The following is a 26,990-nucleotide window of genomic DNA, read 5'->3' as shown; positions in this document are numbered from 1 at the left end:
CTCGGGACCCTTGGTCTGAGGGCCGGACCGGCGTCGCCCTGACCGGCGTCGCCCTGGCCGACGAGGCCCTGGCTCAGGAGGCCTGCCCAAGGGCCGCTCCACCCCGGCCCGGTGGTGTCAGTGGCCCGTGCGACGATGCGAAGCATGATCGTCTCGCTCGACGCCCTCCTGCCCGCCTCCGGCACGCACGCCTCGACCACGTACGCCGACTGGGTCGCCGCCCACGACCCGGGTGCGGCCGGGGTGGCACGGGACCTGGTCGAGGACATGTACACCGAACTCGGCCGGTCCCACGAAAAGCCCGGCCGGTTCGTCGACACGATGACGGCGCGGGCGCGGCGGTTGCCGCCGGCGCACCTGCCGTGGTTCTGGGACACGGTGGGCCATCGGCTGATCGGCTACGGGAGCCGGCCGGGCGGGCGGGCCTACGCGGCGGCGCGCGCGGCCGAGGCCGAGCACGGGCTGCCGGTGGATCCCGGCTACCGCCGGGCCAACGCCCTGCTGTTCGCGGCGGGCGGGGCCATGCCGGCCAAGGAGTTCGGGGCGCACCAGCGTTTCCTCGCCGAGACGCTGGATCCGGCGGCGGCGCACACGGCCCTGGAGGCGTTCCTGACCGCGTGGGCGGGCTCGCGGGCGGACCTGCCGGCGGATCTGGTGCGCCGGGTCCGGGCGTCGGCCAAGGCGGCCGGGCACGGGGACGGCGAGGCCGCGCGGATGGTGGGCGCGATCCTGTCGGTCACCCGCGGGAAGTCGGTGCCCGAAGCGCTGCTGACCGCCGCAGAGCTCGTCCTGACGGCCCATCCGCCGGCGGACGCCGTGCGGGCCGGACTGGTCGAGGTGTTTCCGACCGGGGTCACCGACGGCGGGGCCTGGCTGCGGATGCTGATCGGCTGCGGCGCGACGGAGGCGATGGCGGCCGGGCGGGTGGTGCCGGAGGGCGGGCTGCCGCACTGGGTCGGACAGTTCGTCCGCATGTACCAGTACGCGCTGCAGTCCGGCGGCGGGGTCTCCCGGCAGCCGCTGCCTGCGGAATTCCTCGACCTGGTCGGCCGGTTGGGGCCGCGGCTTCGGGCGGCGGGCACCCCGGTCGCGGTGCACACCACCCGGTACCACTACCAGGGCTTCGACGCGGACGTGCTGGACGCCTGTCTGGCGGCCGGGGCCGCGGTGGTCGACCCGGGCGCGGAGGTCCGGATGCGGTTCTGGGGGGAGCGGTCCCGGCGGGACCTCGTCGCGCTGGCCGCGGACCCGGTGTTCGGCCCCCGGCTGGAGGGGACGGTCCATGCCGATCTGCTCCCCGACCACTGGGCCGCGCGCGGGCGCCGCGCCGGGTCCGCGGTGACGCTGCTGCCGGGCAACGAGGGCATCGCGAACGAGGTGGCCGGCCGGGTCGGCAAGCTCGTCGGCACGGTCGGGGGCGGCGGCATGGCGGGGGCCGAGGAGGCCGTGGCCGAGCTGGAGACCCTGCTGGACCGGCCGACGGTGACGGCCCTCGGCGGGATCGCCGACGCCCTCGCCGGGGCGGGCGCGGCGGGCACGCTGCGGCGCTCGCTGGCGGCCGGTCTGCCGGAGGAACTGGCCTGGCCGGCACTGGAGTCCGTGTACGCGGGGTTCGCCGAGACCGCCGAACCAACAGAGCCCGTAGAGCCCGCGGCGGACGGGACGGACGGGGTCGACGGGGCGCGTGTAGCGGTGCACCCTCCGCTGCCCGGCGTGGCCGGGGTGACCTGCACCTGGCCGGTGCTGACGGTGTTCGGGCGCGACCGGGCGGTCGCCGTCGCCCCGGACGGCGAGCGGGGCTCCTGCCGGTTCACCGTTCCGGAGGACGCGACCCTGTTCGCCGTGCACTACGTGGGCGGCTCCTTCCTGGTGAGCTGGACCCTCAAGCCGAACCCCTACTCCTGCGACAGCGCCGTCTGGGCCGACCGGCCCGAGGAGCCGTTCGAGCCCCAGGAGGTGGGCGGGCTCGTGCCGTTCGGCGGCAGCCTGGACGGGGCGTACGGCTTCCAGTTCGAGTCCGCCGACGGCGGCGGGCGCCACAGCGGCCTGCGCGTGCTGCGTCCGGGTGCCACCGAGGGCATCGACAGCGAGGAGCTGCTACTCGGCGACGGTTCGCGGATCTGGACCAACAGGATCTACGGGAAGCAGCCGTGGGAGGTGGTGGACCCGGCCACCGGGGAGCGGCGGGGGCCCGTGCCGCTGCCTGACTTCCCCGGCCGCGCACCGGGCGCCGATCCCGCCGCGGAGCCGTCCGAGGTGGGGATGAGCCTGGACTCGGAGGCGCTGCAGCTGGCGCCGCTGCCCGCCGGGCTGTCCGGCTCCCCGCTGGGCAGCCGTGACGGGCTGGTCGGGACCCGGGTGCTGTTCCGTACCCGGCACCGCGACCACGCGCCCGACCACTACCTGGTGGAGAGCGTGGACGGACGTACGGCGCGCTTCGACATCGACCGGCCGGGGCAGGAGCCGTGGGCACTGTGGGCCGCGCCGGAGGGTGCGGTGGAGGACGTGGTCCTCGCCGAGGCACAGACCCGTACGGGCGTGCGCGCGTACACCGCCGACGGTGTGCTGCTGTGGGAGCTGGAGGGGCACCACTCGCCGAAGCACCCGCGGGTGAGGCCGCCCCGGAAGGCCACCGTGTCGGGAGGCGTGGCCCTGCCGCCCGCCTTCTGGTACCTGCTGCGCACACGTGACGCGGCCGGGTCCCGGGCGCTGCGGGGCGTGGGACGGCAGACGGCGGACACCCTGCTTTCGGCGGCCCTCGACGGTACGGAAGCGCTGCGCGCCGCCGTGGCCCGGGAGTTGCCGGAGGTCACCGACCCGGTACTGGTCGATGCGGTCGTGGCCGTGGCCGGCCGCGCCGCCCGGGTGGAGGAGCGGCGGCGGGCCCTGCACCGGCGCGTGTCCCTCCTCGCCGAGGCCCCGCCGATCGTGCTGCGCCGGTCCGCGCGGGACACCGAGCTGCTGCCCTCGCTGTTCGGGCTGGTCACGGAAGACGAGGCCGACGCGCACCGCCGGACCCAGGACACGGCCCTGCCGGCGACGCTCGACGCGCTGGCCGCCGACGGTGCCTGCCTGGCCGGGACGATCGCGGAGGAGGTGCGGCGGCTGTCGCCCCCGGCGCCGCCGCGGGACTGGTCGCAGCTGCTGGGCTCGATCGACGCCGTGGCGTGGCGGGCGGCGGTGGCGCCGACCCCGGAGGCGGACCGGGCCGCCCTCCTCGCGCTCCTCGACACCTGGGCCGACCAGCCGTTCGCCCGTGCGGGCAGCCGGTGGTGGGTGGGCCGGACGTCCGACTCCGCGGCCCTGGACGGGCTGCGGGCGGGCGGGACCGCCGTGGCGTCCGCCGCGCTGCGGGCCGGCGGATCGGCGTGCTGGTTCGTGGCGCCCGCCGCCGCCGGGGATCTGGACGGCGACCCGGTACCGGCGGCCCTCGCACAGGCCGGCCCGGTCCGGGTGCGGCGGGACGACGCCGCCCGGCTACGGGCCCTGGTGGCGGCGGTCGAGGCGCACGGCCCCCTCCCGGTGCCGGAGTCGGCGGCCGCGCGCTTCGCGGAACTGACCGGTGTCAGGCGGGCCGTGGCCCGGCTCGTCGTGGCCGGTCTGGTCGGCCGGGCCCACCGGGACGAGGACCGCGCCCTGGCGGGCAAGGCACCGTACCGGGCGACCGCGATGACGGCCGTGGCGTACGAGGAGCTGCGCGCGCGGCTCGGGGGCGCGGGGCAGCGGGCCGTGCTGGCCGCGGCCCTGCCCGAGGACCCGGCCGAACTGTGGCGGCCGGGCGGGGTTGAGGCGGCCGCAGAGCGGATGGCCGGGGTGTGGCGGGAGCTGCTCGGGGCACTGCCCGCTGTGCACGACGAGGCGGCGGACGCCCTGGAGACCGACCTGGGACTCGGGGAGGTATGGGCCCGGCGGCTGGCGGACGGCTGGGAGGCCGCCACGGACCCGACCGTGAACGCGCCCGTGGAGGCGGCCGGCTGGGAGCTGGCGGCGACCCAATACGGCATCGGGGTGGAGGTCCGGGCCGTGCCCCCGGCCGGGCCCGAGCTGCCGTACCGCACCCCGGTGGGCCTCGACCTCCAGGGGATGGCGAGCGCGCTGGTGTGGGCCTGGACGGACCGGCCCGCCGGGGATCCGGCGGTGGCCGGCGCCATGGACGTGTACGAGCGGCTGCGGGCCGAACTGGCCCGTCCGGAGCTGCTGCTGGCGCTGCCCGGCGGCCGGGTCCAGGACACCTCGGCACGGATCGCGGAGCGCTTCGGGCCCGGGCTGCTGCCGGTGGCGATGGACGACCGCAAGGAGGAGGGCCCGGTCCCGGTGACCGCGTACGACTCCGGACCCCTGGTGGTGTGCGCGCCCGGCGGCGCCTCGTTCCTGCGGCCCGCGGCGGTCGCCGACCCCGAGGTGTGGCGGCGGGTCCGCGAGGTCACCGACCTCGCGGAGGAGCTGGACCGGGTGGCGCCGCTGGTGGCCGGTGGCGGGCTGGAGCGGATGATGCTGCGGGCCCGCTCCGGACCGGTGCCGGCCGGTGCGTACGAGGCGGATCCGCGGCAGTCGTGCCCGGAGCTGGTCACGCGGGCGGCGGGTGAGCTCGGCGTCGGCGCGGACGCGGCGGCGCTGTACCTCCAGGTGGCGGCGCTGGCCGCCCCCACCGACCGGAACGTACGGCGGTGGAACGGATGGTCCGCCAAGCGGCACAAGGAGGTCCAGGCGGAACTCCGCGCCACCGGCGCGGTCATGGAGGCCAAGCGGGCGCGGGCGGGCCGGACCGTGTTCCTGCCCGGGGAATGGACCGAGCTGAAGGCCCCGAACCTGCCGCTGGAGACGGTGAAGCTGGCGACCCACCAGGTGCGCCCGCTGTGGAGCAACTTGGTCCGCGCCCCCTTCGGCCGGGTGCTGCCGACGGCGCCCCTGCACGAGATGTTCGCGCAGGCCTGGAAGCGGAGGTCCGCCAACCGCTCGTGAATGTCCGGTACTCGGACGGAAAAAAGGTGCGCACAGACGTCGGCGTTGACAAGCTGCTCCGGTGAATCATGAACAGATCTCCGGGATCGCACACGCCGACCACCCCATAAAGGCCCCGCTCGACGACGAATCGGTACGCCGACTGCTCGAACACGGCGCACCGCGCGACGGCGAGCGGGTGCTCGACCTGGGGTGCGGTACCGCGGAATGGCTTCTGCGCGCCCTGGCCACCCACCCCCGTCTGCACGCCGAGGGCGTCGACACCTCCGAGGTGTCCGTGGAGCAGGCTCGCCGCTCGGCGGGCCTGCTCGGCGTCGAGGACCGCCTCGTCGTACACCAGCAGAAGGCCTCGGAGTTCGTCTCCGACCAGCCCTTCGACCTGGTGGTCAGCGTCGGCGCCACCCATGCCTTCGGCGGCCTGCTGCCGACCCTCGCGGCGGCGCGAGAGCACCTGGCTCCCGGCGGCCGCGTACTGCTCGGCGAGAGCTTCTGGGACCGTGAGCCGTCCGCGGAGGCCGTCGAGATCTTCGGCGAGCTCCACGACCTGGCGACCACCGTGGACCTCATCGCCGCCGACGGGTGGGCTCCCGTACACGCCCATGTCAGCACACGCGCGGAGCTGGACGCCTACGAGTGGTCCTGCCTGGGCTCGCTGGCCTCGTGGGCTCTCGACCACCCTGCCGATCCGAACGCCGCCGAGATCCTGCGGACGGCCCACGAACGACGTACGGAATGGCTGCGCGGCTACCGGGACAGCTTCGGCTTCGTCTCCCTGGTCCTGCGTCCGACCTCCGGCCGGTAGTCGCCGCGGCGAGGCCGCCGGGGGCCTGCGGGCCCTCCCGGCCCGCCGCCCTCCGTCCTCCGTCCTGATGTGACGGCGCGGGGTGCGGGCGACGAGGGCCGTCCGCACCCCGGCACCACCGGCTACGGCCCGGTCTCCGCCCGTACCGTCCCGTGCCGCCCGGTCCCGCCCGGGCGATCCTGCGGCCTACGCGAGGCCGTCGGCGACCAGGCCGGCGAGGACCGCCTGCCCCAGGGCCTGCACGGCGGACTGCGGGCGGACCATCACGGTGAACTCCTTGATCCGGCCCGCCTCGTTGAAGTGGAGCAGGTCGATCCCGTGGATCTCCCGGCCCTCCACCGCGGCCCGGAAGAGCAGGACCTCAGCCGGGCCCTCCGCGCCGTCGGCGCTGGTCTCGGCCGCGCCCTCGAAGTCGCCGACGTAGCGGAAGTCCTCGAAGACGCGCATCAGGACCCCGAAGAGCCCCAGGACCATGGGCCTGCCCTCGAAGGGCGTGAACTTCACCGGGCTGTAGAAGCGGACGTCCTCGGTGAACAGGTCCTCCAGCGCGGCGAGATCCCGCTTCTCCACGGCGGCGCGGAAGCGTTCGGCAGTCTCCATGACCCCTCCTCATACTCATCAATCTGACTAGTCACTTTCATGAGTATGATGCAGGGGTTGGCGAGGAAGGGGAAGGGGCGACCGCGATGGCTTTGCGACATGCCGTACTGGCGGCACTGCTGGACGGCGAGTTCAGCGGCTACGAACTGGCGAAGTCCTTCGACATCGGCGTGGCGAACTTCTGGCACGCCCTGCCCCAGCAGCTGTACGCCGAGCTGGCCAAGCTGGAGAAGGAAGGGCTGGTCGAGGGCCGCGAGGTGGTCCAGGAGACCCGGCCCAACAAGCGCCTCTTCCAGGTCACCGAGGCCGGCCGCACCGAACTGGAGGAGTTCGCCGCGGCGCCGCTGAAGTCCTCCGTCATCCGTGACGACCTCCTCGTCAAGGTCCAGACCGCCGACCGGATCGGCATCGAACCGGTGATCGCGCAGCTCGAAGCGCGCGCGGCCGCCGCCGACGCCAAGATCGACCTGCTCGGCAGGGTGCTGCGCAAGATGCGCGGCGACCTGGACGAGGAGGAGTTCCTGCTCCACGGCGAACGGATCGGCGGGTACCTGACCGGTCTGCGCGGCCTCGCCTTCGAGGAGGGACACCGCGACTGGTGCCGCCGGAGCGCGGCGATCCTGAAGGAGAGGCTGACCCGTGCCGAACGGTGAGTACCTGCGCTACGTCGCCCTGGGCGACAGTCAGACCGAAGGCCTCGGCGACGGGGACGACACCGTGGGCCTGCGCGGCTTCGCCGACCGGTTCGCCGAACACCTCGCCGCCGCCAATCCCGGCCTCCAGTACGCCAATCTGGCCGTCCGGGGCCGTCTCGCCGGGCAGGTCCGCGCCGAACAGCTGGGCCCCGCCCTGGCCCTGCGCCCCGACCTGGCCACCGTCGTCGCCGGGGTCAACGACATCCTGCGGCCCCGCTTCGACGCCGCGGAGGTCGCCGCGCACCTGGAGGAGATGTTCGCCACCCTCACGGCCGCCGGGGCCCACGTGGCGACGGTGACCTTCCCCGACCTCAGCGTGCTCGTGCCCCTCGCCCGACCCGTCGCACCGCGCATCGCCGACCTCAACGACCGCATCCGCGCCGCGGCCGCCCGCCACGGGGTCACCGTCGCCGAGACCGCCCGGCCGGTCGCCGTGACCGACCCGCGGATGTGGACCACGGACCGCCTCCACGCCAGCCCCGTCGGCCACGAACGGATCGCCGCGGCCCTCGCCCACGCCGTCGGCCTGCCCGGCAGCGACGACACCTGGACGCACCCGCTGCCACCGCCGCCGACCGCCCCGGGTGGCTCGACCGTGGCGGCCGAACTGCGCTGGGCGGCCGCGTTCCTCGGCCCCTGGCTGGGCCGCCGTCTGCGCGGCCGCTCCTCCGGCGACGGCCGCACCGCGAAGCGCCCCGCACTGCTCCCGCTGGCCGCCGCCGTCGACTAGGCCGTCGATCGTCCGGCAGGGAGTGCCGGATGCCGGTGCCGACCTGGGCCGGGTGCCGTCGGTGGGGTGGCGTAGCGTCGGAGGCATGATCTCCGAGCCGACGGGCCAGGCCTCGGGCCCCTACGACGCCGCCTTCCTGCCGCGGTTGCGGATGTCCTTCCGGGCTGCGCGCGAGCCGGTCACGGAACCGGTGTCGAAGTTCGGCGGGCAGCCGGTCTGGCTGGACGGACCGGCCTGGCCGGTGCATCCGCGTACGGGCGAGCCGCTCGTGTTCGTCGGCCGGTTCCGGGTACCGGGAGACGAGGTGCGCCTCGCGTACCTGTTCCTGCACGAGGAGGGCATGGACATGGGCGGCACCGCACCGGAGGACGGCGAGGCCGTCGTTCTGGTCCAGCCCGGCGGGCGGATACCGGCGTTCGCGTCGGTCGGGTCCCCCGGTACACGGGGGAGAACCCTGTGGCGGTGGGGTCCGGACGACACGGAGGTTCCCGTCGAATGGCGGACGGACCTGACTCCGGTACCGCCGGAACCCGATGAGGCAGCAAACCAGGCCGCCGCCTTCTCCCGGTACCTGAGGGGTGAGGGTCCAGACGTGGAATTCCCCGAGGAGAAGTGGCCCAAGGACTTCCTGGGAGGCGAGGCTATATACCCCAACCACCAGGCCTTCGGCATCGACCCCTCCTGGCGGTTCCTCTGCCAGTTCGAGGACCGGGGTGAGGACGCGGCGGACCCGTTCTTCCTCAACTTCGGTTACGGAAGCGGCTTCCTCTTCCTCAGTTCCGACCACCTCGAAGGCCGGTTCATGTCGGATTGCGGCTGACGGCCGCACTCCCTGCGGTGACTGCCCGGCGCAGGATCAGATATCGCCCCGGACCAGGGCGTGCAGGTGCTGGTCGTGCCATCCGTCCGCGTGCAGCAGTGCGCTGCGCATGGTGCCTTCGAGGGAGTATCCGGCCTTGTCCGCCACGCGGCACGATGCCGGGTTCGCCACCGAGTGGCACAGCCGCAGTCGGTGCAGGCCGAGATCGTCCAGTGCCCACCGGCTGACCCGCCGTGTCGCCTCGACGGCGACGCCTCCACCACGTGCCGCGGGCAGCAGCCAGTAGACGATCTCGGCGCTGCCGCCCTGGAGGTCGACGTCGTTCCAGCCGGTCAGGCCCACGGCCTCGCCGCCCGGCCGGGCGACGGCCCAGATCGCGGCGAGCTCGGCCTGCCATCGCCGGCGCATGCGCTCGATCCTCCGACGCGCCTCTTCCGGGGAGTTCACCGGCAGGCGGTTCCAGAGGCGGATGGCCTGGTCCTGGCCGGCGGCGTACAGGGCCTCGGCGTCATCCGGGTGCCAGGGACGCAGCTCCCATCCACCGGGCAGTGTGAGTACGGGCTGTTCCGCCCGGGCCATACGGCCTGCGGGAACGACGTGCGGTATCGGCGAGCCGGAGATCATCGCGGCATCCTGCCACAGCTCCCGCGGCCCGTCCCCCTCACCACCTGCCCGGCGGACCCGTGGGCGGAGCCGTGGGCGGTCACCGCTTGCGCGGCCACCATCGCGCACGCCTGCGCGAGCCCCGCGGCCCGCGCTCGGGCCGCAGGGGCGGTGCCAGGGCGAAGACCACGGTGATGTGCGCGCCTCCCTGCGGGCCCTGTGCGATGCGCATCGTGCCGCCGGTGACAGCGGCGGCCCTGCGGGCGATGTCGAGGCCGAGCCCGGAGGAGCCCGTACTGCTCCCGCGGGAGAGGGCCCGGTCCGGTTGCGGGATGCCCGGTCCGGAGTCCTCCACCACCAGTTCCACGGCCTGGGCGGTACGGGCGACGCGGACCCCGAACGCGGTGCCGGGCGGGGTGTGGCTGAAGACGTTGCCGATGAGCGCGTCCACCACCGCGGCGATGTCGTCGTCGCTGAGGCTGACGGCCGTGGGCTCCTGGGTGAGGTCGAGGGAGCAGGGGCGGTTCTGCTGCTCCGCGAGGACCGCCCAGAAGGCGGTCCGGCGCCGCACGACGTCGGCGGCCTCGCACCGGGGGCATTCGGACGACGGCCCCGTCCCGGTGGCCTGCCGGCCCGTACTCGTCTCCGCGCTGCGCATGCCGTGGCCCATCGGGCCCACGGCGAGCGGTGTCCGCGCCGCGGTGATGATGGCCTGGAGTTCCGTCTCCAGCGCGTGCACCGCCGCTTCGACCCTGGCCGACTCCGGTGTGCCGGCCATCCGCTCCGATGCCAGGTGCAGGGCGGTCAGCGGGGTGCGCAGCCGGTGGGACAGGTCGGCGACCAGTTCGCGCTCGATGGCGAGCAGTTCTGTCATGCGGTGGGCCATGGCGTTGAAGGCGACGCCGGCGTCGCGCAGTTCCTTGGGGCCCATGGGCTCCACCCGGGTGTCCAGATTGCCCTGACCGAGGGTGCGCGAGGCCTGGGCGAGCTTCTTGGAGGACCGGACGACCTTGGCTCCGAGCCGGTCGGCGACCAGCACCGAGCCGCCGACCAGGCCGATCGCGAGCAGGAGCATGACCGCCCAGGAGGCCTTGACCCCACGGGTCAGTTCCTCGTCGGGGACGAAGTTCTCGATGACGGCGACCCGGTCACCGGGGAGCACCACAGGCTGCAGGCAGATCCATCCGCCGGGAGTCTTCTGGGAGATGGACTCGCGTCCCTGCTGGGCCCGTTCGAGCAGTTTCACGGGGGCCTGGGAGTCGCCGAGGCTCTGGGCGTCGGGCAGGTGGACGACCAGGTGCTCGGCCGCGTCGAGTCCGGCGGCGGATTCCCGCAGGGCGGACGGATCCGTGGTGAGGGTGAGGACGGGTGCGAGGGCTGCGGCGCGCTGCTCGGCCGCGGTGACGCTCTGCTCCTTGACCAGCGACATCACCAGTGCGCCCAGGGGTATGAGGAAGGAGAGGGCGACCATGGACGTCACGGCGAGCGCGACTCCCGCCAGTGAGCGTCTCACCGCGGGGCCACCAGTTTGATGCCGACGCCGCGGACCGTCAGCAGGTAGCGCGGGGCCGCCGCGCGTTCGCCCAGCTTGCGGCGCAGCGACGACAGGTGCACGTCGACGGTCTGGTCGTCGACGTACGGCTCGCGCCAGACCTCGGTCAGCAGCCGGCGTTTGGAGACGACCTGGCCGGTGTGGTGGGCGAGGAAGGCCAGCAGGTCGAACTCCCGCCGGGTGAGGTGGAGCTCCCGGCCGGCCAGGTACGCGGTACGCGCGCCGGGGTCCACCGCCAGCTCGCCCACGGTGGTGGCGCCCATCGGGTCGGCGGCCGGCGCCGGCCGTGCCCCCGGCCCGGCGTGGGCGGCGCCCGCGGGGGCCACGTGGCTGGTGCGCCGCAGGACGGCGGAGAGGCGCGCTATCAGCTGTCCTCCGGAGAAGGGCTTGACCAGGTAGTCGTCGGCGCCGGCGTTGAGGAGCTTGATGATTTCGGTCTCGTCGTCGCGGGCGGTGGCCACCAGGACGGGAACGGAGGATATGCCCCGGATCATGCGCAGTGCGTCTCCCCCGTCCAGGTCGGGCAGGCCGAGGTCGAGGACCACGGCGTCGACGGGAGTCTGGGTGACCTCGCGCAGGGCGCCGAATCCGTCGCCCACGCTGCGTACGGCATACCCGTGCTCCGCCAGGACCTCGATGAGTGACTGGCGGATGCTGGGGTCGTCTTCCACGACCAGGACGCTGGGCATGGGCACACCTTAGGGGTTCGGCCCGCGCACCCTTCTAGTGGGCGGCGAACGTCGGGCCGCCGTCGGTGAGGCGCAGGTGTACGGGGTGGCCGGCGACCGGAATGGTGCAGCCCTCCTTCGCGCTGCAGCTCGCGTAGCCGAGCAGCACCGTCGCGTCCCCGTTGCCGTCGGCGCGGATGGGCAGGGTGGTGGTGACGGGGCCGTCCGGGTAGACGGGCATCGGGGCGTCGACGCCGGGCACGCTGATGTTCCGTACGTCGGCGGCGGCCGTCAGCTTCCCGTCGGCCTTGAGGACCCCGGTGACGTCCACCGCGGTCGGCCGGCCCACGCCTTCCACGCCGGTGAGCGGCAGTTCGGTGCTGTACAGGTGGAAGCCCTTCTTCTCGGGGGTGAAGACGGCGGTCAGCGTGCCCTTCGGCGCGTGCCAGCCGGACACCGAGAGGGTGACGGTGACTCCGTTCTCGGTGAAGCTGGTGGTGGGCGGCGGCGCGGCGCCGGCGGCCGCGGCGCCGGCGGGCTCCTTGGCGGACTGGCCGCCGCAGGCCGTGAGCGCGGCCAGAGAGAGGAGGGCGACCACGCTCCGGGCCGTCCGGGTACGCCGCTTGAGCGGGGAAACGTTCATCTGGGTATCCGTGCCTCTTGTGTAGGGAAAACGAATCGGTTCTCGGGTCTTCGGGGCGGGCCCGTACGGGGACCCGCTCATACGGCGGTGGTGAAGTCCGCGCTCCACAGCTGCAGCCGGTACACCAGGTCGTTCCACACCCCGGTGGCCAGCAGTACGCCGACGAGCACGAGCATCCCGCCGCCGATCCGCAGGACCCAGGGGTAGTGGCGTTTGACCAGGCCGAAGGCGCCCAGGGCCCGCCGGAAGGCCAGCGCCGCGAGGACGAACGGCAGCCCCAGGCCGAGACAGTACGCCGCCATCAGCAGCGCCCCGCGGGCCGCGCTGGCCTCGCTCCAGGCCAGCGCCTGCACGGCGGCCAGCGTCGGGCCGATGCACGGGGTCCAGCCGACCGCGAACACCGCGCCCAGCACGGGGGCTCCGGCCAGCCCGAGGGCGGGACGCCGGTGGCTGCGGAACTCCCGTTGGGTGAATCCCGGCAGGAACCCCATGAAGGACAGCCCCATCAGCACGGTGAAGACACCGAGCACCTGGGTGACCACCTCCTGGTGGGCCAGCAGGGTGCGGCCGAAGTACCCGAACAGGGCGCCCCCGGAGACGAGGACCGCCGTGAAACCGAGGACGAAGAGCAGCGCGCCGGCCGCCATCCGGCTGCGGCGCCCGCCGCGGGCCTCCGCCAGGTCGGAGACCGACAGGCTGGTCACGTAGCTGAGGTAGCCCGGTACGAGCGGCAGCACGCACGGCGAGAGGAAGGAGACGAGTCCCGCGAGGAACGCCACCGGAGCGGCGACTGCCAGGGTCCCGTGGAGGAGGGAAGGGGTGTCCGCGGCGGCGAGCGCCAGGCCTGCCGTCATGGCGCCTCCTCCGTCACGCGGGCGAGCAGCGGGCTCAGTTCGTCCCCGGTGACCGCGCCGCCGATGCTGACGGCGATGCGGCCGCGGCGGTCGATCACGAGGGTCGAGGGGATCGCCTGCGGGTTGAGGAGGGCGGGCGGAAAGCGGAGCAGGAGCTCGCCGGCGGGGTCGTGGAGGCTGGGGAAGCCGAGGCCGTGCGCGCGTACGAAGGACCGGGCCGCGGCGCGGTCCGGGTCGCGGGTGTTGATCCCGAGGAACCGGACGCCTCGGTCCCGGGTCTGCCGGTCGATCCGCGCCAGGTCGTCGGCCTCCGCCCGGCAGGGGCCGCACCAGGACCCCCAGACGTTGAGCACGACGACATGCCCCCGGAAGCCGTCGAGACGGACCGGCTTCCCGTCGAGGTCGTCGCCCGCCAGCGCGGGCGCGGCGGGCCGGTCGGCGGGGTCGATGACCGTGGCCTCGGCCGCGGTGGCGACCACGGCCGAGGCCGCGGTCGCCGGTCCGGCCGCCGCCTCCGCGCGGCTGCCGTCGGCGGCGACCGTACCGACCGCGGCGAAGACACAGCCGGCCACGGCCGCCGCGAGGGCGGCTCCGGCCAGGACCGCGGTACGCGCCTGGCCCCGGCGCGGGTCCGCTGGTCTCACGCGGCCCACTTGCGCAGGAAGGCGTTGATCCCCTCCGCCGTGAGGGAGGGGTTGCCCGTGGCGTGGGTGTCGGTGCGCACCTTGCCGGACGAGTTGACGACGATCAGTACGGGCATCGTGTAGGTGCCGCCCGAGGGGCTGTACTTGCGCAGGAGCGCGGAGTTGGCGGAGCTGTTGCCGCCGATGTCGATCTTGACCAGGTGGTACGAGGCTCCGAGGATCGCCGCCGTCTGCGGCTGGGCGAACACCTTGTCGGCGGCCTTGCAGTTGCCGCACCAGTTGGCTCCGAAGTCGAGCAGCACCATCCTCCCGTCGGCCTTGGCCGCGGCCAGTGCGGCGTCGATCTGCTTCTGCGCGTCGGCCGAGCTGTCGTAGCCGGGGCCGGGGACCCGGGCCGGGGCGGGCGCGGCGGACGTACGGGCCGGCTTGGGGGCGGCCGAACCGCTCCGGGTCCGGGAGGGGGTCGGCGAGGAGGAGGCCTGCGCGGTGGCGGACGCCGACGGCGAGGCCGAAGCGCTCGGGGAGGCCTCGGTGGACGCGGAGGCCGACGGCGTGGCGGCGAGGGCCTGCGTGGACGGTCCGGCGGTGGTGGGCGAGGCGGAGCCGACGGTCTCGGAGGACGGCCCGCAGGCGGCGCACAGACCCGCCGCGACCATGGCCGCGGCGGCGAGCGGCAGCCGAACACCCAGGGGAGCGGCGGAGCGGGGCCGCGCGGCGTGGCCGGCACGGACGGGTCGGAGTATGCGAGAAGTCATGGCGAAGACACCCCAAGGCGCGCTGAGAACTACGGGAAGGGCGAGAAGCCTCCCGACTCGGTGAAGCCGGCGGACCCGCGGTTCGCCGGGGCGGTGTGCCCGGGCGCCGGAGGCCGGTCGGCTGACGTGAGCATAGGACCGCGGCGGGCCCTGCGAACCGCCTGAGCGGGATCTTGAGGTTCCCCTAAGGAACAGCTCACCTTCCGCTTCACCAGGACCCGTCCGATGAGCGCATACGGGGAGGTGAATCCCGCGAAAGGGATCAGGAGGGACCGAGCGGTGCGGACCGGCCGAAGCGGTCACGTCGCTGCGGTCCGGCCGGTCAGCCGGTCAGCGGGCGGGCCGGCCGGCTCTCAGAAGGACGTCTCGCGGACGCTGGCCTTGGCCATCGGGTCGATCGTCGCGGTGATGACCGACCGGTGGTCCGGGCTGCTGAAGGTGACCGTCAGGGTGTCGTCGTCGGTCTGTGCCGTGGTGGCCTTGAAGCCGCGGCTCGGGACCGCGGAGATCAGACACACGCCGCGGCTCCCGTACCGCACCGTGACCTTGCCGCCCTGCGAGGGGACGGTGTGCAGGCCCGGTCCGCCGTTCTCGCAGTCGACGCCGGGTTTGGGCGCGGTGGTGCGGGCGGCTGCCGAGGGCTTCGCGGGCGGGGAGGAGGGAGCCGAGGGGGTCGGAGCCTCGGTCGCGGTGGGCGAGGGGCTCGGGGACGCGGAGGCGGTCGGGGACGGCGGGCCCGGCGACGGGTCCTGCACCGCCGGCCACGCCGGCGGCGAGTCGAAGACCATCGGGGCGGACCGGGCCACCGGGGGCGTATGCCTGGTGGAGCCGACCACGAACTGGACCGTGGCGAGCACGGCCGTCACGCTGGTGGCCGTGCACGACAGCCATATGAACAGGTAGCGCGGAAATCGAGGCACGGCCCCATAGTGGCCGACGGGCCGGGCCGCGCGTCAACGGCTCCCCCGCCGAGGGCGACGGAGCGCCGCCGCCCGGCGGTGCCCCGGGCACGAACACGGACGTCCTCCGACCCGCGTACGGGTCGGAGGACGTGTGCGCCCCGGCAGCCGGTGGGAGGTGGCCGGTGTGCGGGGCGGGGGGAAAGTTCCTACTTGGACGTCCCGAAGTCCTGCGTCCACCACGGGCCGCCGTCGCCCTTGTGGACGCCTATGCCGATCTCCTTGAAGGAGCAGTTGAGGATGTTGGCCCGGTGGCCGGAGCTGTTCATCCACGCCTTCATGACCGCGTCGGCGTCCGACTGGCCGCGGGCTATGTTCTCGCCGAGGCGGGACCACGCGTAGCCGGCGGCCTCCACGCGGGTGGTCATGGTCGAACCGTCGGGTCCGGTGTGGGACATGACGCCGCTGCGGGCCATGGTGTCGCTGTACGCGCGTGCCGCGGCGCTCAGCTTGGCGTTCACCGTCAGGGGGCCGCAGCCGGCCGTGGCCCGCTCCTTGTTGACCAGGGCGAGGACCGCGGATTCGGAATCACCGGAGGAGCTGCCGGAACCGCCGGAGGAGCCGGACGAACCGCCTGACGAGCCCCCGGATCCGCCTGAACCGCCGGACGTACCGGAGCCGCCGCCGGTGCTCCCGCCGGACGTACGCGGGGGCTTGCCGGCCGGGGCGGGCTTGGCCGGGCTTTCCTCCTCCGCCGCGGGCTTCGCCGGAGCCGCGGACTCCGTACCTTCGGGCGTCGGCGTCCCGGGCGGCAGCGAGCCGGTGGCGGCTGCGGCATCGGCGGTGACCTCGGGGAGCGGAGCGGTGGGGCTCGCGGTCCCGGCCGGGTCCGCCGGGGTCGGCGTCCCGGACTTCGCCCCGGTGGCGCCGTCGGCCCGCTGGTCCACCTGCGTACCGCCGCCGGAATCGGCGACGGCGACGCCGACCGCCACCGCCGCGGCGGCCGCGGTGAGGGACAGGACGATGCGCGTACGCACCGCCTTCTTCCGCCGCGCCTCGACGCGGGACGGCGTTGCGGGAGTTCGGCTGCTCATGCCTGTAGCACCTCACAGAGGGAAAGGGGGTGGGGTGCGACCGAGCCTAGGGTTGCGATCAGTGAAATCCGCGCGCCGGAGGGGCTCTTCAGGTTCCCTTAAGGAAACCCGCAGGGTCGGTTCAGGGGACGAGCCGGGCCATCCCCGGCCATTCGGTCGATACGGACCCGGCGCACCCCGGGACAACCCCGGCGCACCCCCGGCGGCCCTCGGCGCACCCGCGCCGAGGGCCCCTGCGTAGAGTTCGGCGCATGTCACAGCCCGTGCAACTCGTCATCCTCATCAACACCCTTCCGGGCCGCGGCCGGGAACAGGTCGCGGCGTTCGAGCGTCTCGCACCGGTCGTGCGGGCCGAAACGGGATGTCTGCAGTACGACCTGCACCAGGTGAGCGGTGAGCCCGACCGCTTCGTCCTCATCGAGCGGTGGTCGTCGCAGGCGGCGCTCGACGCCCATGACGCCACGCCGCACATGGTCGAGGCCGACGCGGCGAGCCCGGCGTTCCGGGCGGGACCGGCGGAGGTCATCCGGCTCGTCGCCGGCCCCCTGGCCTGACCGCGCACCATCGCGGCTCCGCCGCGGGCGGGCGCGCACCGGCGGCGTGTGATCATGTCCGTCGACAGATCCGCACCTCATGGGGGGACCATGCGCACCCGCACCACCACCGCCACGACCGGTCTCGTGACCGCGCTCGCAGCGCTGCTCGTCCTCGCCGGCTGTACAGCGCCGGGAGACAGCCGGCCCGCGGCGTCGAGCTCCGTGGCCTCTGTGCCCGCGCAGGGCGGCGGCGGGTCCGGCTTCGAGGGACCCCGGCCTCAGGACCAGAACCTGCTGGCGTGGACCGGGGATCCCAATGACGCGGGGCACGTCACCGCCCAGACGTCGGCCGGGGTCGGCGGTCGGGTCACCCTGGTACGGATCGTCCTGCGCGAGCAGATCACCTGGTCGAACGTCTGGCTGGGCCTGGCCGGCATCGACCCCAACGCCCAGCTCGCCAACTGCCATCTCGGTGTGTACGACGCCAAGGGCGCCCTCGTCGGGGCGACCCCGGACATCTCCCCCCAGCTGATGACCGACGCGATCGCCAAGCCGTTCGCCCTCGGCAAGCCGTTCACCGCCGCACCCGGGACCTACTTCATCGCGCTGCTGCTCAACGGCACTTGGGCGACCAACGGCCTCACCCTGAAGTCCACGGGCGCCGGCATTTCGGTCAACGCGGGTCTGACGCCGCCGAACCTCCGGTACAGCACCCTGCTGACCGGTCAGACCTCGCTGCCGCCCACCGTGAACCTCGCCGAGCAGTCCACGAGCACCATCAACACCGGCTGGGCCAGCCAGTGGTACGCGATCTCCTGACCCGCGGGGTGCCCACGCTCACGCCCGGCTGACGGCGCCCTCCGGGACGGCGGCGCAGCGGGCGGTGCCGGCCGCCTCGTGCCGGTACCAGGCGGAGTCGACGACCCTGCCTCGGGAAGCGTGTGCAGGGCGGGACCGTCGTACGGGACGAACCCCGCGGCGCTCAGGGCCCCCCGGCAGCGGTGGTTGGAGGTCTCGGTACCGGCCCGCACCGATGCCAGGCCCAGGTGCTCGTGGCCGAACCGGGCGGTTGCCGCAACGAGTTCGGTGCCCAGACCCCGGCCGCGGAAGGCCGGGGCGAGCCAGATGCCGATGACCCCGTCGTCGTCCGGGGTGAGCGAACTCATCCCGGCCACCAGGCCCGTGGCCGGGTCGACGGCGAGCAGCCCTTGCCCCTCCGTCGGGCCCGGGAGCACCACCGGCTGTATCAGCTCCCGTCGGACGGCTTTGGGGAAGGCACGCAGCCGCTCGGCACGGTTGCCGTCGTGGATTCCGAGGAGATGCGCGGCGGTCTCGGGGGTGACGATCGAGTCGGGGATCCAACCGAACCAGCGCTGTACGTCGGCGTCTGCACCGGCCGCGGCGCCCATCTCCACGTCCAGGAAGTCGCGGGGGGGTGTGCAGGACCAGCCGCGCGGTCCGCAGCGCGTGGCGGCCGTCCCCGCACCGGACGGGCGCGGGCTGCGGGCGGCGCGGTCCCAGGCGCCAGATCATCGGTGTCCCCTTACGCGGGAACTGTATGCGGCCCCCGCGCGCCCGCCGCCGCAGGGGTCAGTCCCGGATGGAGACGATCTTGCGGGTGGCCAGGTCGGCCTGGACGAAGACCTTCGTCGTGTCGCTGCCCCAGGTCAGCGTGACGGTGGCGTTCGTCCGTCCCGTTCCGCTGCCGGTGGAGGTGACCTTCCACTTGAGCGGCACGTTCTGCGCGCGGAGCACGCCGTCCGCGTGGTTCTTCTCCTCCCACTTCCTCAACTCCGCCTGGAGCGGCTCCGAGAGGTAGAAGGCACGCAGGCGGTCCGCGGTGGACCCGTCCCCGTCGTACACGGCGTCGATGTAGGAGCCGTAGAAGTCGGCGATCCGGGTGAAGGCGCCCTCGGGGCTGCCCGAGACGGACGGGGCCGGGGCGGCGGCCTGCGCCGGCTCCCCTGCCGTCGGTCCGTTCGCGGAGGCGCTGGTGACGAGGGCGAGGGTGAGTACGGCGGTGGCCGCGAGGGTGAGGGAGGCGGTTCGCCTGGCCGAGAGCTTGGACATCTGCTGAGCCTTTCCCCGTGCTGAGTGGCTGCACCGGCCGACGCGGCCACGGCCCCGTCCGGTTCGCGAAATGCGAGAAATGGCTGGAAAGTCACGCCCGCGGCCGTATCGGGCCCGTCAGGAGCCCGCCCGTGTGCCGAACGGCCTCGCACGGCGGCGCGATCGCATCGCTCGACCGGGCGACGATCGCCGCGGGGCGGAATGCCGTAGCCGGGGCGGGAGTTGGTGCGGACGCGACACTGATCCCGGATGCACTGGAGAGCTCATGAAGATCGGCATCATCGGCGCGGGCAACATCGGCGGCAACCTCACCCGTCGGCTCACGGCCCTCGGCCACGAGGTATCCGTGGCGAACTCGCGCGGCCCCGAGACCCTGGCCGCGCTGGCCGAGGAGACCGGCGCCACCCCCGTCACCGTGGCGCAGGCCGCGCGCGGCGCCGAGATCGTCGTGGTCACGATCCCCTTCAAGAAGGTGCCGGACCTGCCGGCGGGCCTCTTCGGCGAGGCCGCCGAGGGCTTCGCGGTCATCGACACCGGCAACTACTACCCGCGCCAGCGCGACGGCCGGATCGCCGGTGTCGAGGACGAGGGTCTCACCGAGAGCCGGTGGACCGAGCGGCACCTCGGACACCCCGTCATCAAGGCCTTCAACGGCACCTACGCGCAGGACATCCTCGACCGGCACCGCCCGGCGGGTGCCGCGGACCGGATGGCGCTGCCCGTCGCGGGAGACGACGCCGCGGCGAAGAAGACCGTACGCGCCCTGATCGAGGAGCTCGGCTTCGACACGGTCGACGCGGGTGGCCTCGACGACTCCTGGCGCCAGCAGCCCGACACCCCCGTCTACGGACTGCGGGAAGGCGTCGACGCGGTCACCAAGGCCCTCGCCGAGGCCTCACCGACCCGCCCGGAGTCCTTCCGCGGCTGACCCCCACCGCGGGTCCTGGTCCCGGGGGCCGCTCTCCGCCGAGCCGCGGCGGGGCGCGCCGCCCCGGCGGCCGGCGCGGGTCCCGCCCGGCGGCATATGCCGGTGGGTGACCTACCATGCAGGCATGAGTGATCGTGCGATGCAGGAACCGACCCTCCTCCTCCTGACCGCGCTCGCGGACGAGCCCCGCCACGGGTACGCGATCGCGCGCGAGGTGGAGCTGATCTCGGGCGGACGCGTCAAGATGCGGACCGGCACGCTGTACGGGGCCCTGGAGCGACTGCTGGGTCAGGGACTGATCGAGGTCCACGAGGAGCAGATCGTCGACAGCCGGCTGCGCCGCACCTACAGACTCACCGCCGAAGGCCGGCGGAGCCTGGCCGCCGAGGCGCAGCGGATCGCCGCCACCGCACGCGAGGCGGCGCGCCGCCTGGGCGTCTCCGGCGAGACGGCCACGGCGTGAACCTTCGTCTGCTGCGCCTGTACCCGGCCGGTTTCCGCCGCGCCTTCGGCGACGAGATAGCCGAGGCCTACCGGGAGGCGACCGAGGACGCCGGGCCGCTCACCCGGCTGCGGGAAGCCGGGGACATCGTGGCGCACGCGCTGCGGCTTCGCCTGGGGGTGGGTTCGGCGCAGCGCGGCGGGCGCCTCTTCGCGGCGGCGGCGCCCTTCGCGCTGGCCGCCACGGGCGCGCATGCCGCTTTCCTGCTCGCCTCGGCCCTCAACCTCGCGTACGTCACCGGTCGCCCCGACTTCGAGACCCCGCTCGGGTATGCGATGAACGGCTTCTCCGTACTGACCTTCATCGGTGCCGTGGTGGCACTGAGCGGGCGCTTCACCGCCGGCGCGCGGACCGCGTTCGCCGGGGTCGCGGGAAGCACGGTGTGTTTCGTCGTCGCGGTGCTGCCGGGCGCCCTGGAGATGCCGCTGGAGCACCTGGCCTACCTGGCCCCGCCCTTGGCGATCGCCGCGCTCCCGCTGCTCTGTCCCCCGGACCTGCGCCCGCCCTGCCGGATCAGGACCACGACGGGGCTGGTGGCGCTGCTGCTCTGGGCGCCGCTGTCCGTGGTGCTCCTGGGCCTGCTCGACGCGGGCGGGATCGGCATGATCGTGCTGTGGCGCTTCGCCGTGACCGTGGTGGCCGCCCTGGCCCTGGCGGGCCGTCCCGCCCTGTCCGGGATCCGTACGCCCGGTCAGTTCGCCCTGGCCGCAGCCCCGTTCCTGGTCCTGGGTCACTTCGCGGGGGTGGTGGGCGAGGACACCGCGCTGCCGTGCCTGGTCCTGCTCGCGTCCACGGGCCTGGCCGTGCGCCTGTGGCGTCGCAGCCACTCGGACACGGCCGGCCACGCCTGAGCAGGCGGTCAGCTTCACAGACTCGCCCGTCCGGCCTGGGCACCGTGCACAGTGTGCTCATGGATCGATTCGTAGGTCGGGCCCGCCTCGAATGGTGGGCCAATCACTCGACTTGCCTTGAGATGTACGACATCGACATCACCGTCACCGTCGACGCGGTCGGCACGTTGCGGGCAACCGGCCGGCATGCCAACGCCCTCGACACGACCCAGCGCGAGGGCTGGGACTTCCTCATGGAGATGGATCCCCACTTCTCCCTTGCGTTTCCCAGCGAGGATCGCGGCGGGATCATGGTGCGAGTCGTCGAGGCAGAGAATGGAACCCTCTCGCTGACGGAGGCACCGGACTGGGACGGCTCCGCGAACCACACCTTCGACCTCGCCTGAGTGCAGCCCCCAAGGGTGCGCGCGCAGTTCGGTCGGCAGGGCGGCATGCAGACGCGGCCTGGCGCCGGCTCCGGTCCAGTCCCGCAGCCGGCGCCAGGCCGTCGCCCCGGAGCAGCCCACGGTCTCGGCCGGAACACCGCGCCAGGCGACACCGGTCCGCAGCACGTACCCGAAGTCGGCCCAGCCCGCGGCGAAGAAGGCCATCCAGGAGCATCCACAACGCCGAGGACAAGGAGCACGTCCGAGGCGGACCCCGCCTCGAACGCGGCCGCCTCATCGAACGGCCCCAGGACGTTGCGGCCTAGCCGATCGAGAAGGTGACGCCGGGAGCGGCATAGTCGACGGGACCGTTGAACCGGGCCGAGGCGCGTGCCACCGCCTGTTGCGGAGTGAGGAAACGGCCGACGTGGGTGACGATCAACCGGCCTGCCCCGGCCGCGCCGGCCGTGTCGCCGGTGTCTTCGGGCGTGTGGTGCACCCGGTCGCCCTCGGTCGGCGCCTGGGTGCTCTCGGCCTCGCACAGCAGCACATCGCACCCGTGGGCCAACTGCGTGAGGTTCGCGCACGGTGCTGTGTCCCCGGAGTAGACCAGCGATCGGCCCTCGGCCTCGATGCGCACCGCGAAGGCCGGGATGCCGTGCTCTACTGCACGGCTGGTCAAAGTGAGGGCGCCGACGCGCGCTTGGTGCCCGTCGTGCAGCTCATGGACGGCAAAGGCGGACTCGACCGGGCTGCGCGTCGCGCTGTTGGTCAGGAAGTGGGCCAGCCGGTCAGCGATGCCCGGCGGCCCGTACAGGGGGATGGGCGCGGCAAGCCGAATGTCCGCGAAGAGCGCCGCGTAATAGGCGGTGAGCAGGTCCGCGCTGTGATCGGCATGCAGGTGCGAGATCCAGATCGCGTCTACCTCATCAAGGCGCACATGCCGCTGCAGCTGTGCCAACGTCCCGCTGCCCGCGTCCACCCAGACCCGAGTCTCGCCGCTGGACACCAGATAGCCGGAGCACGGGTTGTCCACGCTCGCATAGGGCGTCGCACACCCCAGGACGGTGAGGCAGAGGGGATCGCTGGTCATCCGGGGAGTGTATAGAACGCGTAATCCACAGGTTTTGACAATTTCTCTAAGCGTCGATGCCGGATCCGGCGACGCTGACGCGGATCTTGGACTGACCGTGGCCGAGTTCCTCCCAGTCCTCCATGAAGCGTGCGGACAGGCCGTGTCCGGCGGCGAGGTCGGCGAGGGTCTGGGTGCGGTAGTAGAAGTCCTCGCGCAGCACCTGGTGTTCGGTGCCGGTGGTGCGGTCGAAGGTGAAGTCGAAGTGACCCCCGGGCGCCAGGACCCGGCCCACGTGGGCGAAGCACTCGTCGATGACGTCGATCGGTGAGTGCGAGAAGACGCTGTGGGCGTGGACGACGTCGAAGTAGCCGTCGGGGAGGAAGTCCAGCGTCAAGTTCTTGGTGAGGGTCAGGTGCGGGACCTTGGCCTGGAGCCCCCGCTCGGTAAGGGTCCGCTTCGCGGCGATGAGGATGTCGGGCGAGATGTCGATGCCGAAGTAGTGGCCCGCGTCGAGGTAGTCGATGAACCGCCAGCCGGCGCGGAGGTTGCCGCAGCCGATGTCCAGCATGCGCGCACCGGGCTTCAGACCGTGCCCGAGGAGGTAGTCGAACTGCATCTGCCCGAGCGCGAGCCAGCGTTCGTGGGTCTGGCTGCCGACCGCGGCCTCGGGATTGCGGCGGGTGTCCGAGGCCATCACGGCCCGGTAGTAGCTGACGTGGTCGGGGTGCTTGAAGGCCAGCCAGCGGTCGCGGGCGGCCCGCTTCAGGTACGGGGCGATGCGGTGCGGACGGCTCGCGGCGTAGCGGACCTTGTGGAGGAGGGATTCCCGGTTCGCGGTGAGGTTCTTCCTGGTGGCCATGAGCACTCCGTCTCCATCGCAACATGAATCCCCGGCGGCAGGCAGGCGCGGCTGCCGTCGGGAAGGATCTTCAGATCCCACCATACGTCGGTGATCGACATATACAAACCACTGGACTGTCCCGGGAAGCGGAAGGCTCGGCACGGCGTGCGCACGGATAGTTCACGAACATGGATGTTTGCGGCGATATCGCCCAGATTGCCACTCGATGCCCCACCGGTCCACGCAACGCGCCCAGGGGCGTGACGCCTCGTCAGTCATGCGCCTGGCAGCATGAAGAGATGACAGACATACATCGGAAGGTCAGCTCCGGATCGCCCTTGGAGCCTCGGATCGGCTTCTCCCGCGCGGTGCGGGCAGGGCAGTACGTCGCCGTCGCGGGGACCGCTCCCCTCGCGGACGACGGCTCCACCGTCGGCCCGGGCGATGTCCACGCCCAGACCGTACGGTGCCTGGACATCGCCGAGGGGGCCCTGCGGGAGGCCGGTGCCTCGCTGGAGGACGTCGTGCGGACCCGCGTCATGCTCACCGACGTGACGCGGTGGCAGGAGGCCGCGCGTGCGCACGGTGAGCGGTTCGCCTCCGTCCGGCCCGTCACCACCTTCGTCGAGGTGTCCCGCTTCATCGGTCCCGACTGGCTCGTCGAGGTGGAGGTCGACGCGGTCATCGCCCGGGAAGAGGGCTGAGGGGGTAGCGCGGGCGGGTCACACGGCAGGAGCGGGCCGTTCCCCGAGCAGCCGGGTGCGGAACAGGTCGAGGACGGTGTCGAGCGCCTGCCGGGTGGGCTGTCCCGGTTCGTCGATGAGGTGTTCCGTCAGGACGGAGTGCGGCGCGAGGGCGCTCTGCGCATTCGCCGCGCTCGCGTCCAGCTCGACGGCGACGAAGGCGTCGCCGAGTTCCCGGCGCAGGTGGGCGAACCGGTCGCCGGGGACGAGCCGGTCGCCCCGGAAGCGCAGCCCGAGCACCTGGAGCCCCTCACGCTCGCAGCGTCCGCGGACGACCGCGAGGTCCTCGGGGCTGATGTCGATGGCGCCGGCGCGGCTCGCGGTGCAGGCCAGCGGGAGCGACGGCTGGGAGAGCACCGGGGCGACGAGGCGCTCGTCCGTGGCCATCGCCAGAGCGAATCCGCCGGTCAGGCACATCCCGACGGCGCCGACCCCAGGACCTCCGCAGCGCTCGTGTTCGGCAGCCGCCAGGGCGCGCAGCCACCGTACGACGCGCGAACTGCGCCCCGTGGCCAGCAGCGTGAACTCGCGGCTCACGCACACCCGCCACAGCGACGAGGCCATGTAGCGGGCGGCACTCGACCGGCCGACCGCGCCGGGATCCGCGTCACGGCCGGGTTCACCGAAGAGCACCGGGAGCACGGCCGTACAGCCGGACGCCGCGACGTGCTCGGCGAACTCGATGACCTTGGGGGTGATGCCCGGGATCTCCGCCATGACGATCACCGCGGGGCCCGTGCCCCGGCGCAGGATCCGGCGGGTGGCACCGTCATGGGTAAACGTGCTCTTCTCGAACCCGCTCAGATCGTGGTCTGCCACGTGCCCCGCTCCTTCCGACGGCCGTCTCCTGGACGACATCAAGTTACCGAGAAGTAGAGCCTTCCGGTCAAGCGAACGGGACACGTTTTGATGCAGGGGCCCAGGGCGGGGCGGGACGGCACCACGGTGGCCCGGCCCTCCCCGCTCACCCGGACGGCGGACCGCGCCGGGCGTGCGGAGTGCGGCCGGGCGAGGCTGGGGTGGAGCGGCGGCGCCCGCCGCGGGCCCCTCGCCCGGTCCGGTCGGGGCCGGTCAGGTACCGCCCGAGGAGGCTCACCCGATGGAGAACGGCCCCGGACACGACGCCTCCGGATCGATCGGCGCCGCTCACCGAGCGGCGCGCGGCAGGGCCGCCTTCGCCGACCGCGCCGACTTCGACGACGCCACCCGCGGCTTCGTCGCCGCCCTGGAGCCCTGGCCCTCGACGGCGACCCCGCCGTCGTCGCCGAGCTCTTCGCCTACCTCGACTCCCCCGACCCGGACTTCGCCATCGTCACCCCCTGACGAACGGGGGCGGCCTCTATGCTGCGGGAATGATCAAGCCGATTGAACTGGTGATATTCGACTGCGACGGGGTACTCGTCGACAGCGAACGCATCGCACTGCCCATCCAGGTCGCGCTGGGAGCGGAGCTGGGCTGGCCGCTGACCGAGGACGAGGTCATGGACCGCTTCATGGGGCGCTCCAGCGCCTCCATCCGCGAGGACATCGCCGCCCGGGTCGGCGACGAGACGGCCGATCACTGGCGGGAGCTGTTCGAACAGCGCCACCGCGAGGCGGTGGACGCCGGGTTGTCCGCCGTCGAGGGACTGCCCGAGGCACTCGGCGCGATCACCCTGCCGACCTGCGTCGCCTCCAGCGGCTCGCACGACAAGATGCGCCACACCCTCGGCCGCACGGGCCTCTACGAGAACTTCGAGGGCCGCATCTACAGCGCCACCGAGGTCCGCCGCGGCAAGCCGGCCCCCGACCTGTTCCTGTACGCGGCGCGGCGGATGGGCGTCGACCCTGCGGCGTGCGCGGTGGTCGAGGACAGCCGCCCCGGTGTCGAGGCCGCCCGCGCCGCCGGCATGCGGGCCTTCGGCTACGCCGGAGGACTGACCCGGGCCGAACGGCTCGAGGGCGCCGGCACCGTCGTCTTCCACGACATGCGCGACCTGCCCGGCCTCATCGCCGCAGGCTGACCCGCGGGCAGACCGGAGGTCAGAGGTGCGCGTCGCGGGCGAGGGCGGTCATGACGGCCTCGGTCTTGCGCTCGCCGAACGGCGGCAGGGTGATGCCGCGGTCCTGCAGGGCCTGTTCGAGCTGCGTCTGGACCTCGGCGGCGTCGGCGATGTCCGAGCGCACCGAGACCTCCAGGAAGCGCAGGCCGTTGTCGGTGCGCCATTCCTCGATCGCCACCTTGCCGGGCAGCTCGTCCCACTCCTCTTTCCACTTCACGGCGTGTACGGGGCCCAGCGCCGTCAGGCCGACGAGATCCGCCTCGGCCACCTCGGCCACGCGCAGGAGTTCCCGCTGCTGCTCGACGAGCAGCAGCTCGGGCGGGCCACCCTCGGCCTCCAGCGAGGCCGACGGCACCGGCGTGAACTCCGGGCCGGTCCGGTCCTCCTCGATCTTGAACTTCCAGTCCTCGCCCTCCCGGTCCTCCCGCCAGGGCGCCGGCAGCGCGGGGCAGGGACGCAGTTTGACGGTCAGGTCGGTCTCCCGCTCGGATGCGGGCCCCTCGTCGTCCCGGCGCCGACGCAGGATGACGCCCTGAACCAGCAGGGGCAGAGTCACCGTACCGTCGGCCGCCCACTGCGGTCTGTCCCAGAAATGGATCGCCCGGCGGCTCCCCTCGTCCCGGTCGAGCTCCAGAGCGTCGAAGGCGGCCTTCGCCTCGGCCCCGGCGAAGCTGATCTTGATTTCCGCGGCCGTGGCCGCCGGAGACTCTGCCATG

29 protein-coding genes and 1 pseudogene are annotated in these 26,990 nt (G+C 73.4%); 13 read left to right on the top strand and 17 right to left on the bottom strand.

The window, feature by feature from the left end:
• Positions 1-144: 144 nt before the first annotated feature.
• Both ACFY04_RS09985 and ACFY04_RS09980 read left to right on the top strand, forming a co-directional pair.
• Positions 145-4,962: a hypothetical protein gene (locus ACFY04_RS09985; protein WP_389115410.1), complete on the top strand. Its 4,818-nt coding sequence runs from the start codon at positions 145-147 to the stop codon at positions 4,960-4,962.
• 61 nt (positions 4,963-5,023) lie between these two features.
• A complete protein-coding gene (locus tag ACFY04_RS09980) occupies positions 5,024-5,764 on the top strand; it encodes an SAM-dependent methyltransferase (protein ID WP_389115408.1) in 741 nt (246 codons plus the stop codon).
• A 186-nt stretch (positions 5,765-5,950) separates the two neighbouring features.
• Here the strand turns inward: ACFY04_RS09980 and ACFY04_RS09975 are convergent, their stop codons facing one another.
• Positions 5,951-6,364 (bottom strand): nuclear transport factor 2 family protein, encoded by a 414-nt coding sequence (locus ACFY04_RS09975; RefSeq protein ID WP_389115406.1) that lies wholly within the window; start codon positions 6,362-6,364, stop codon positions 5,951-5,953.
• Between the two features lie 86 nt (positions 6,365-6,450).
• Here ACFY04_RS09975 and ACFY04_RS09970 point away from each other — a divergent pair, with 86 nt between their 5' ends.
• From ACFY04_RS09970 to ACFY04_RS09960, 3 genes are all read left to right on the top strand, one after another.
• Complete coding sequence (locus ACFY04_RS09970) at positions 6,451-7,017, top strand: PadR family transcriptional regulator (protein WP_389115405.1); 567 nt, start codon at positions 6,451-6,453, stop codon at positions 7,015-7,017.
• Positions 7,004-7,789 carry an SGNH/GDSL hydrolase family protein gene (locus tag ACFY04_RS09965; protein WP_389115403.1) on the top strand — a complete coding sequence of 262 codons (786 nt, stop codon included), beginning with the start codon at positions 7,004-7,006 and terminating at the stop codon, positions 7,787-7,789. Before ACFY04_RS09970 ends, ACFY04_RS09965 begins: the two co-directional genes overlap by 14 nt.
• An 85-nt stretch (positions 7,790-7,874) precedes the next feature.
• On the top strand, positions 7,875-8,609 hold the full coding sequence (locus ACFY04_RS09960; RefSeq protein ID WP_389115401.1) for a hypothetical protein: 735 nt from the start codon (positions 7,875-7,877) through the stop codon (positions 8,607-8,609).
• 36 nt (positions 8,610-8,645) lie between these two features.
• Here ACFY04_RS09960 and ACFY04_RS09955 read toward each other — a convergent pair whose 3' ends face one another.
• The 9 genes from ACFY04_RS09955 to ACFY04_RS09915 all read right to left on the bottom strand — a co-directional run bounded on the left by ACFY04_RS09955 (position 8,646) and on the right by ACFY04_RS09915 (position 16,321).
• Positions 8,646-9,233, bottom strand: coding sequence for a GNAT family N-acetyltransferase (locus ACFY04_RS09955; RefSeq protein ID WP_389115400.1), 588 nt, complete (start codon positions 9,231-9,233; stop codon positions 8,646-8,648).
• A gap of 79 nt (positions 9,234-9,312) precedes the next feature.
• Entirely contained in the window at positions 9,313-10,725 is a 1,413-nt protein-coding gene (locus ACFY04_RS09950) for an ATP-binding protein (protein ID WP_389115398.1), read from the bottom strand.
• Positions 10,722-11,453: a response regulator transcription factor gene (locus ACFY04_RS09945; RefSeq protein WP_389115397.1), complete on the bottom strand. Its 732-nt coding sequence runs from the start codon at positions 11,451-11,453 to the stop codon at positions 10,722-10,724. Before ACFY04_RS09945 ends, ACFY04_RS09950 begins: the two co-directional genes overlap by 4 nt.
• Positions 11,454-11,487: 34 nt before the next feature.
• The gene (locus ACFY04_RS09940) at positions 11,488-12,075 is read right to left on the bottom strand and encodes a hypothetical protein (RefSeq protein WP_389115395.1); all 588 of its coding nucleotides are present in this window, start codon (positions 12,073-12,075) and stop codon (positions 11,488-11,490) included.
• Between the two features lie 77 nt (positions 12,076-12,152).
• Positions 12,153-12,929: a cytochrome c biogenesis CcdA family protein gene (locus tag ACFY04_RS09935; protein WP_301373847.1), complete on the bottom strand. Its 777-nt coding sequence runs from the start codon at positions 12,927-12,929 to the stop codon at positions 12,153-12,155.
• A complete protein-coding gene (locus tag ACFY04_RS09930; RefSeq protein ID WP_389115393.1) occupies positions 12,926-13,573 on the bottom strand; it encodes a TlpA disulfide reductase family protein in 648 nt (215 codons plus the stop codon). Before ACFY04_RS09930 ends, ACFY04_RS09935 begins: the two co-directional genes overlap by 4 nt.
• Positions 13,570-14,328, bottom strand: a complete 759-nt coding sequence (locus ACFY04_RS09925) for a thioredoxin family protein (protein ID WP_389115392.1) — start codon at positions 14,326-14,328, stop codon at positions 13,570-13,572. The genes ACFY04_RS09930 and ACFY04_RS09925 overlap by 4 nt, the downstream gene beginning before the upstream one ends.
• A gap of 353 nt (positions 14,329-14,681) precedes the next feature.
• Positions 14,682-15,248 (bottom strand): hypothetical protein, encoded by a 567-nt coding sequence (locus tag ACFY04_RS09920; RefSeq protein ID WP_389115391.1) that lies wholly within the window; start codon positions 15,246-15,248, stop codon positions 14,682-14,684.
• Positions 15,249-15,436: 188 nt separating this feature from the next.
• Positions 15,437-16,321 (bottom strand): CAP domain-containing protein, encoded by an 885-nt coding sequence (locus tag ACFY04_RS09915; RefSeq protein ID WP_389115390.1) that lies wholly within the window; start codon positions 16,319-16,321, stop codon positions 15,437-15,439.
• Between the two features lie 251 nt (positions 16,322-16,572).
• On the opposite strand from ACFY04_RS09915, the gene ACFY04_RS09910 reads away from it, so the two are divergent.
• On the top strand, positions 16,573-16,875 hold the full coding sequence (locus tag ACFY04_RS09910) for a putative quinol monooxygenase (RefSeq protein ID WP_389115388.1): 303 nt from the start codon (positions 16,573-16,575) through the stop codon (positions 16,873-16,875).
• 90 nt (positions 16,876-16,965) lie between these two features.
• Positions 16,966-17,676 carry a hypothetical protein gene (locus ACFY04_RS09905; protein WP_389115387.1) on the top strand — a complete coding sequence of 237 codons (711 nt, stop codon included), beginning with the start codon at positions 16,966-16,968 and terminating at the stop codon, positions 17,674-17,676.
• Here ACFY04_RS09905 and ACFY04_RS09900 read toward each other — a convergent pair.
• Both ACFY04_RS09900 and ACFY04_RS09895 read right to left on the bottom strand, forming a co-directional pair.
• Positions 17,583-18,266, bottom strand: coding sequence for a GNAT family N-acetyltransferase (locus ACFY04_RS09900; protein WP_389115469.1), 684 nt, complete (start codon positions 18,264-18,266; stop codon positions 17,583-17,585). The two genes, ACFY04_RS09905 and ACFY04_RS09900, sit on opposite strands and share 94 nt — an antisense overlap.
• Positions 18,267-18,447: 181 nt before the next feature.
• Positions 18,448-18,927, bottom strand: a complete 480-nt coding sequence (locus ACFY04_RS09895) for a hypothetical protein (RefSeq protein WP_389115385.1) — start codon at positions 18,925-18,927, stop codon at positions 18,448-18,450.
• A gap of 70 nt (positions 18,928-18,997) precedes the next feature.
• Between ACFY04_RS09895 and ACFY04_RS09890 the strand changes: the two genes are divergently transcribed.
• From ACFY04_RS09890 to ACFY04_RS09875, 4 genes are all read left to right on the top strand, one after another.
• The gene (locus ACFY04_RS09890; RefSeq protein WP_389115384.1) at positions 18,998-19,855 is read left to right on the top strand and encodes an NADPH-dependent F420 reductase; all 858 of its coding nucleotides are present in this window, start codon (positions 18,998-19,000) and stop codon (positions 19,853-19,855) included.
• A gap of 124 nt (positions 19,856-19,979) precedes the next feature.
• The gene (locus tag ACFY04_RS09885) at positions 19,980-20,318 is read left to right on the top strand and encodes a PadR family transcriptional regulator (protein ID WP_389115383.1); all 339 of its coding nucleotides are present in this window, start codon (positions 19,980-19,982) and stop codon (positions 20,316-20,318) included.
• Positions 20,315-21,208, top strand: coding sequence for a hypothetical protein (locus ACFY04_RS09880; RefSeq protein ID WP_389115381.1), 894 nt, complete (start codon positions 20,315-20,317; stop codon positions 21,206-21,208). Before ACFY04_RS09885 ends, ACFY04_RS09880 begins: the two co-directional genes overlap by 4 nt.
• 59 nt (positions 21,209-21,267) lie before the next feature.
• A complete protein-coding gene (locus ACFY04_RS09875) occupies positions 21,268-21,594 on the top strand; it encodes a hypothetical protein (protein ID WP_389115379.1) in 327 nt (108 codons plus the stop codon).
• Between the two features lie 21 nt (positions 21,595-21,615).
• On the opposite strand, the pseudogene ACFY04_RS09870 reads toward ACFY04_RS09875, so the two are convergent.
• The 3 genes and pseudogenes from ACFY04_RS09870 to ACFY04_RS09860 all read right to left on the bottom strand — a co-directional run.
• Positions 21,616-21,762 (bottom strand): annotated as a pseudogene (locus ACFY04_RS09870) (IS5/IS1182 family transposase); the annotation flags it as partial.
• Positions 21,763-21,895: 133 nt separating this feature from the next.
• Entirely contained in the window at positions 21,896-22,666 is a 771-nt protein-coding gene (locus ACFY04_RS09865; RefSeq protein ID WP_389115378.1) for an MBL fold metallo-hydrolase, read from the bottom strand.
• Positions 22,667-22,712: 46 nt separating this feature from the next.
• The gene (locus tag ACFY04_RS09860; protein ID WP_389115376.1) at positions 22,713-23,507 is read right to left on the bottom strand and encodes a class I SAM-dependent methyltransferase; all 795 of its coding nucleotides are present in this window, start codon (positions 23,505-23,507) and stop codon (positions 22,713-22,715) included.
• A gap of 281 nt (positions 23,508-23,788) precedes the next feature.
• Here ACFY04_RS09860 and ACFY04_RS09855 point away from each other — a divergent pair, with 281 nt between their 5' ends.
• A complete protein-coding gene (locus tag ACFY04_RS09855; protein ID WP_389115375.1) occupies positions 23,789-24,193 on the top strand; it encodes a RidA family protein in 405 nt (134 codons plus the stop codon).
• A gap of 18 nt (positions 24,194-24,211) precedes the next feature.
• Here ACFY04_RS09855 and ACFY04_RS09850 read toward each other — a convergent pair whose 3' ends face one another.
• Positions 24,212-25,051 (bottom strand): dienelactone hydrolase family protein, encoded by an 840-nt coding sequence (locus tag ACFY04_RS09850; protein WP_389115374.1) that lies wholly within the window; start codon positions 25,049-25,051, stop codon positions 24,212-24,214.
• 533 nt (positions 25,052-25,584) lie between these two features.
• On the opposite strand from ACFY04_RS09850, the gene ACFY04_RS09845 reads away from it, so the two are divergent.
• Positions 25,585-26,235, top strand: coding sequence for an HAD family hydrolase (locus ACFY04_RS09845; protein WP_389115372.1), 651 nt, complete (start codon positions 25,585-25,587; stop codon positions 26,233-26,235).
• A 19-nt stretch (positions 26,236-26,254) separates the two neighbouring features.
• Here the strand turns inward: ACFY04_RS09845 and ACFY04_RS09840 are convergent, their stop codons facing one another.
• Entirely contained in the window at positions 26,255-26,989 is a 735-nt protein-coding gene (locus tag ACFY04_RS09840) for a hypothetical protein (RefSeq protein ID WP_389115371.1), read from the bottom strand.
• Position 26,990 lies beyond the last annotated feature (1 nt).

Origin of the sequence: Streptomyces sp. NPDC001549, assembly GCF_042894025.1 — a bacterium.
GTDB lineage: Bacteria > Actinomycetota > Actinomycetes > Streptomycetales > Streptomycetaceae > Streptomyces > Streptomyces kutzneri.
The sequence above is the reverse complement of the archived record's forward strand: the minus strand, read 5'-3'. Positions and strand labels throughout refer to the sequence as shown.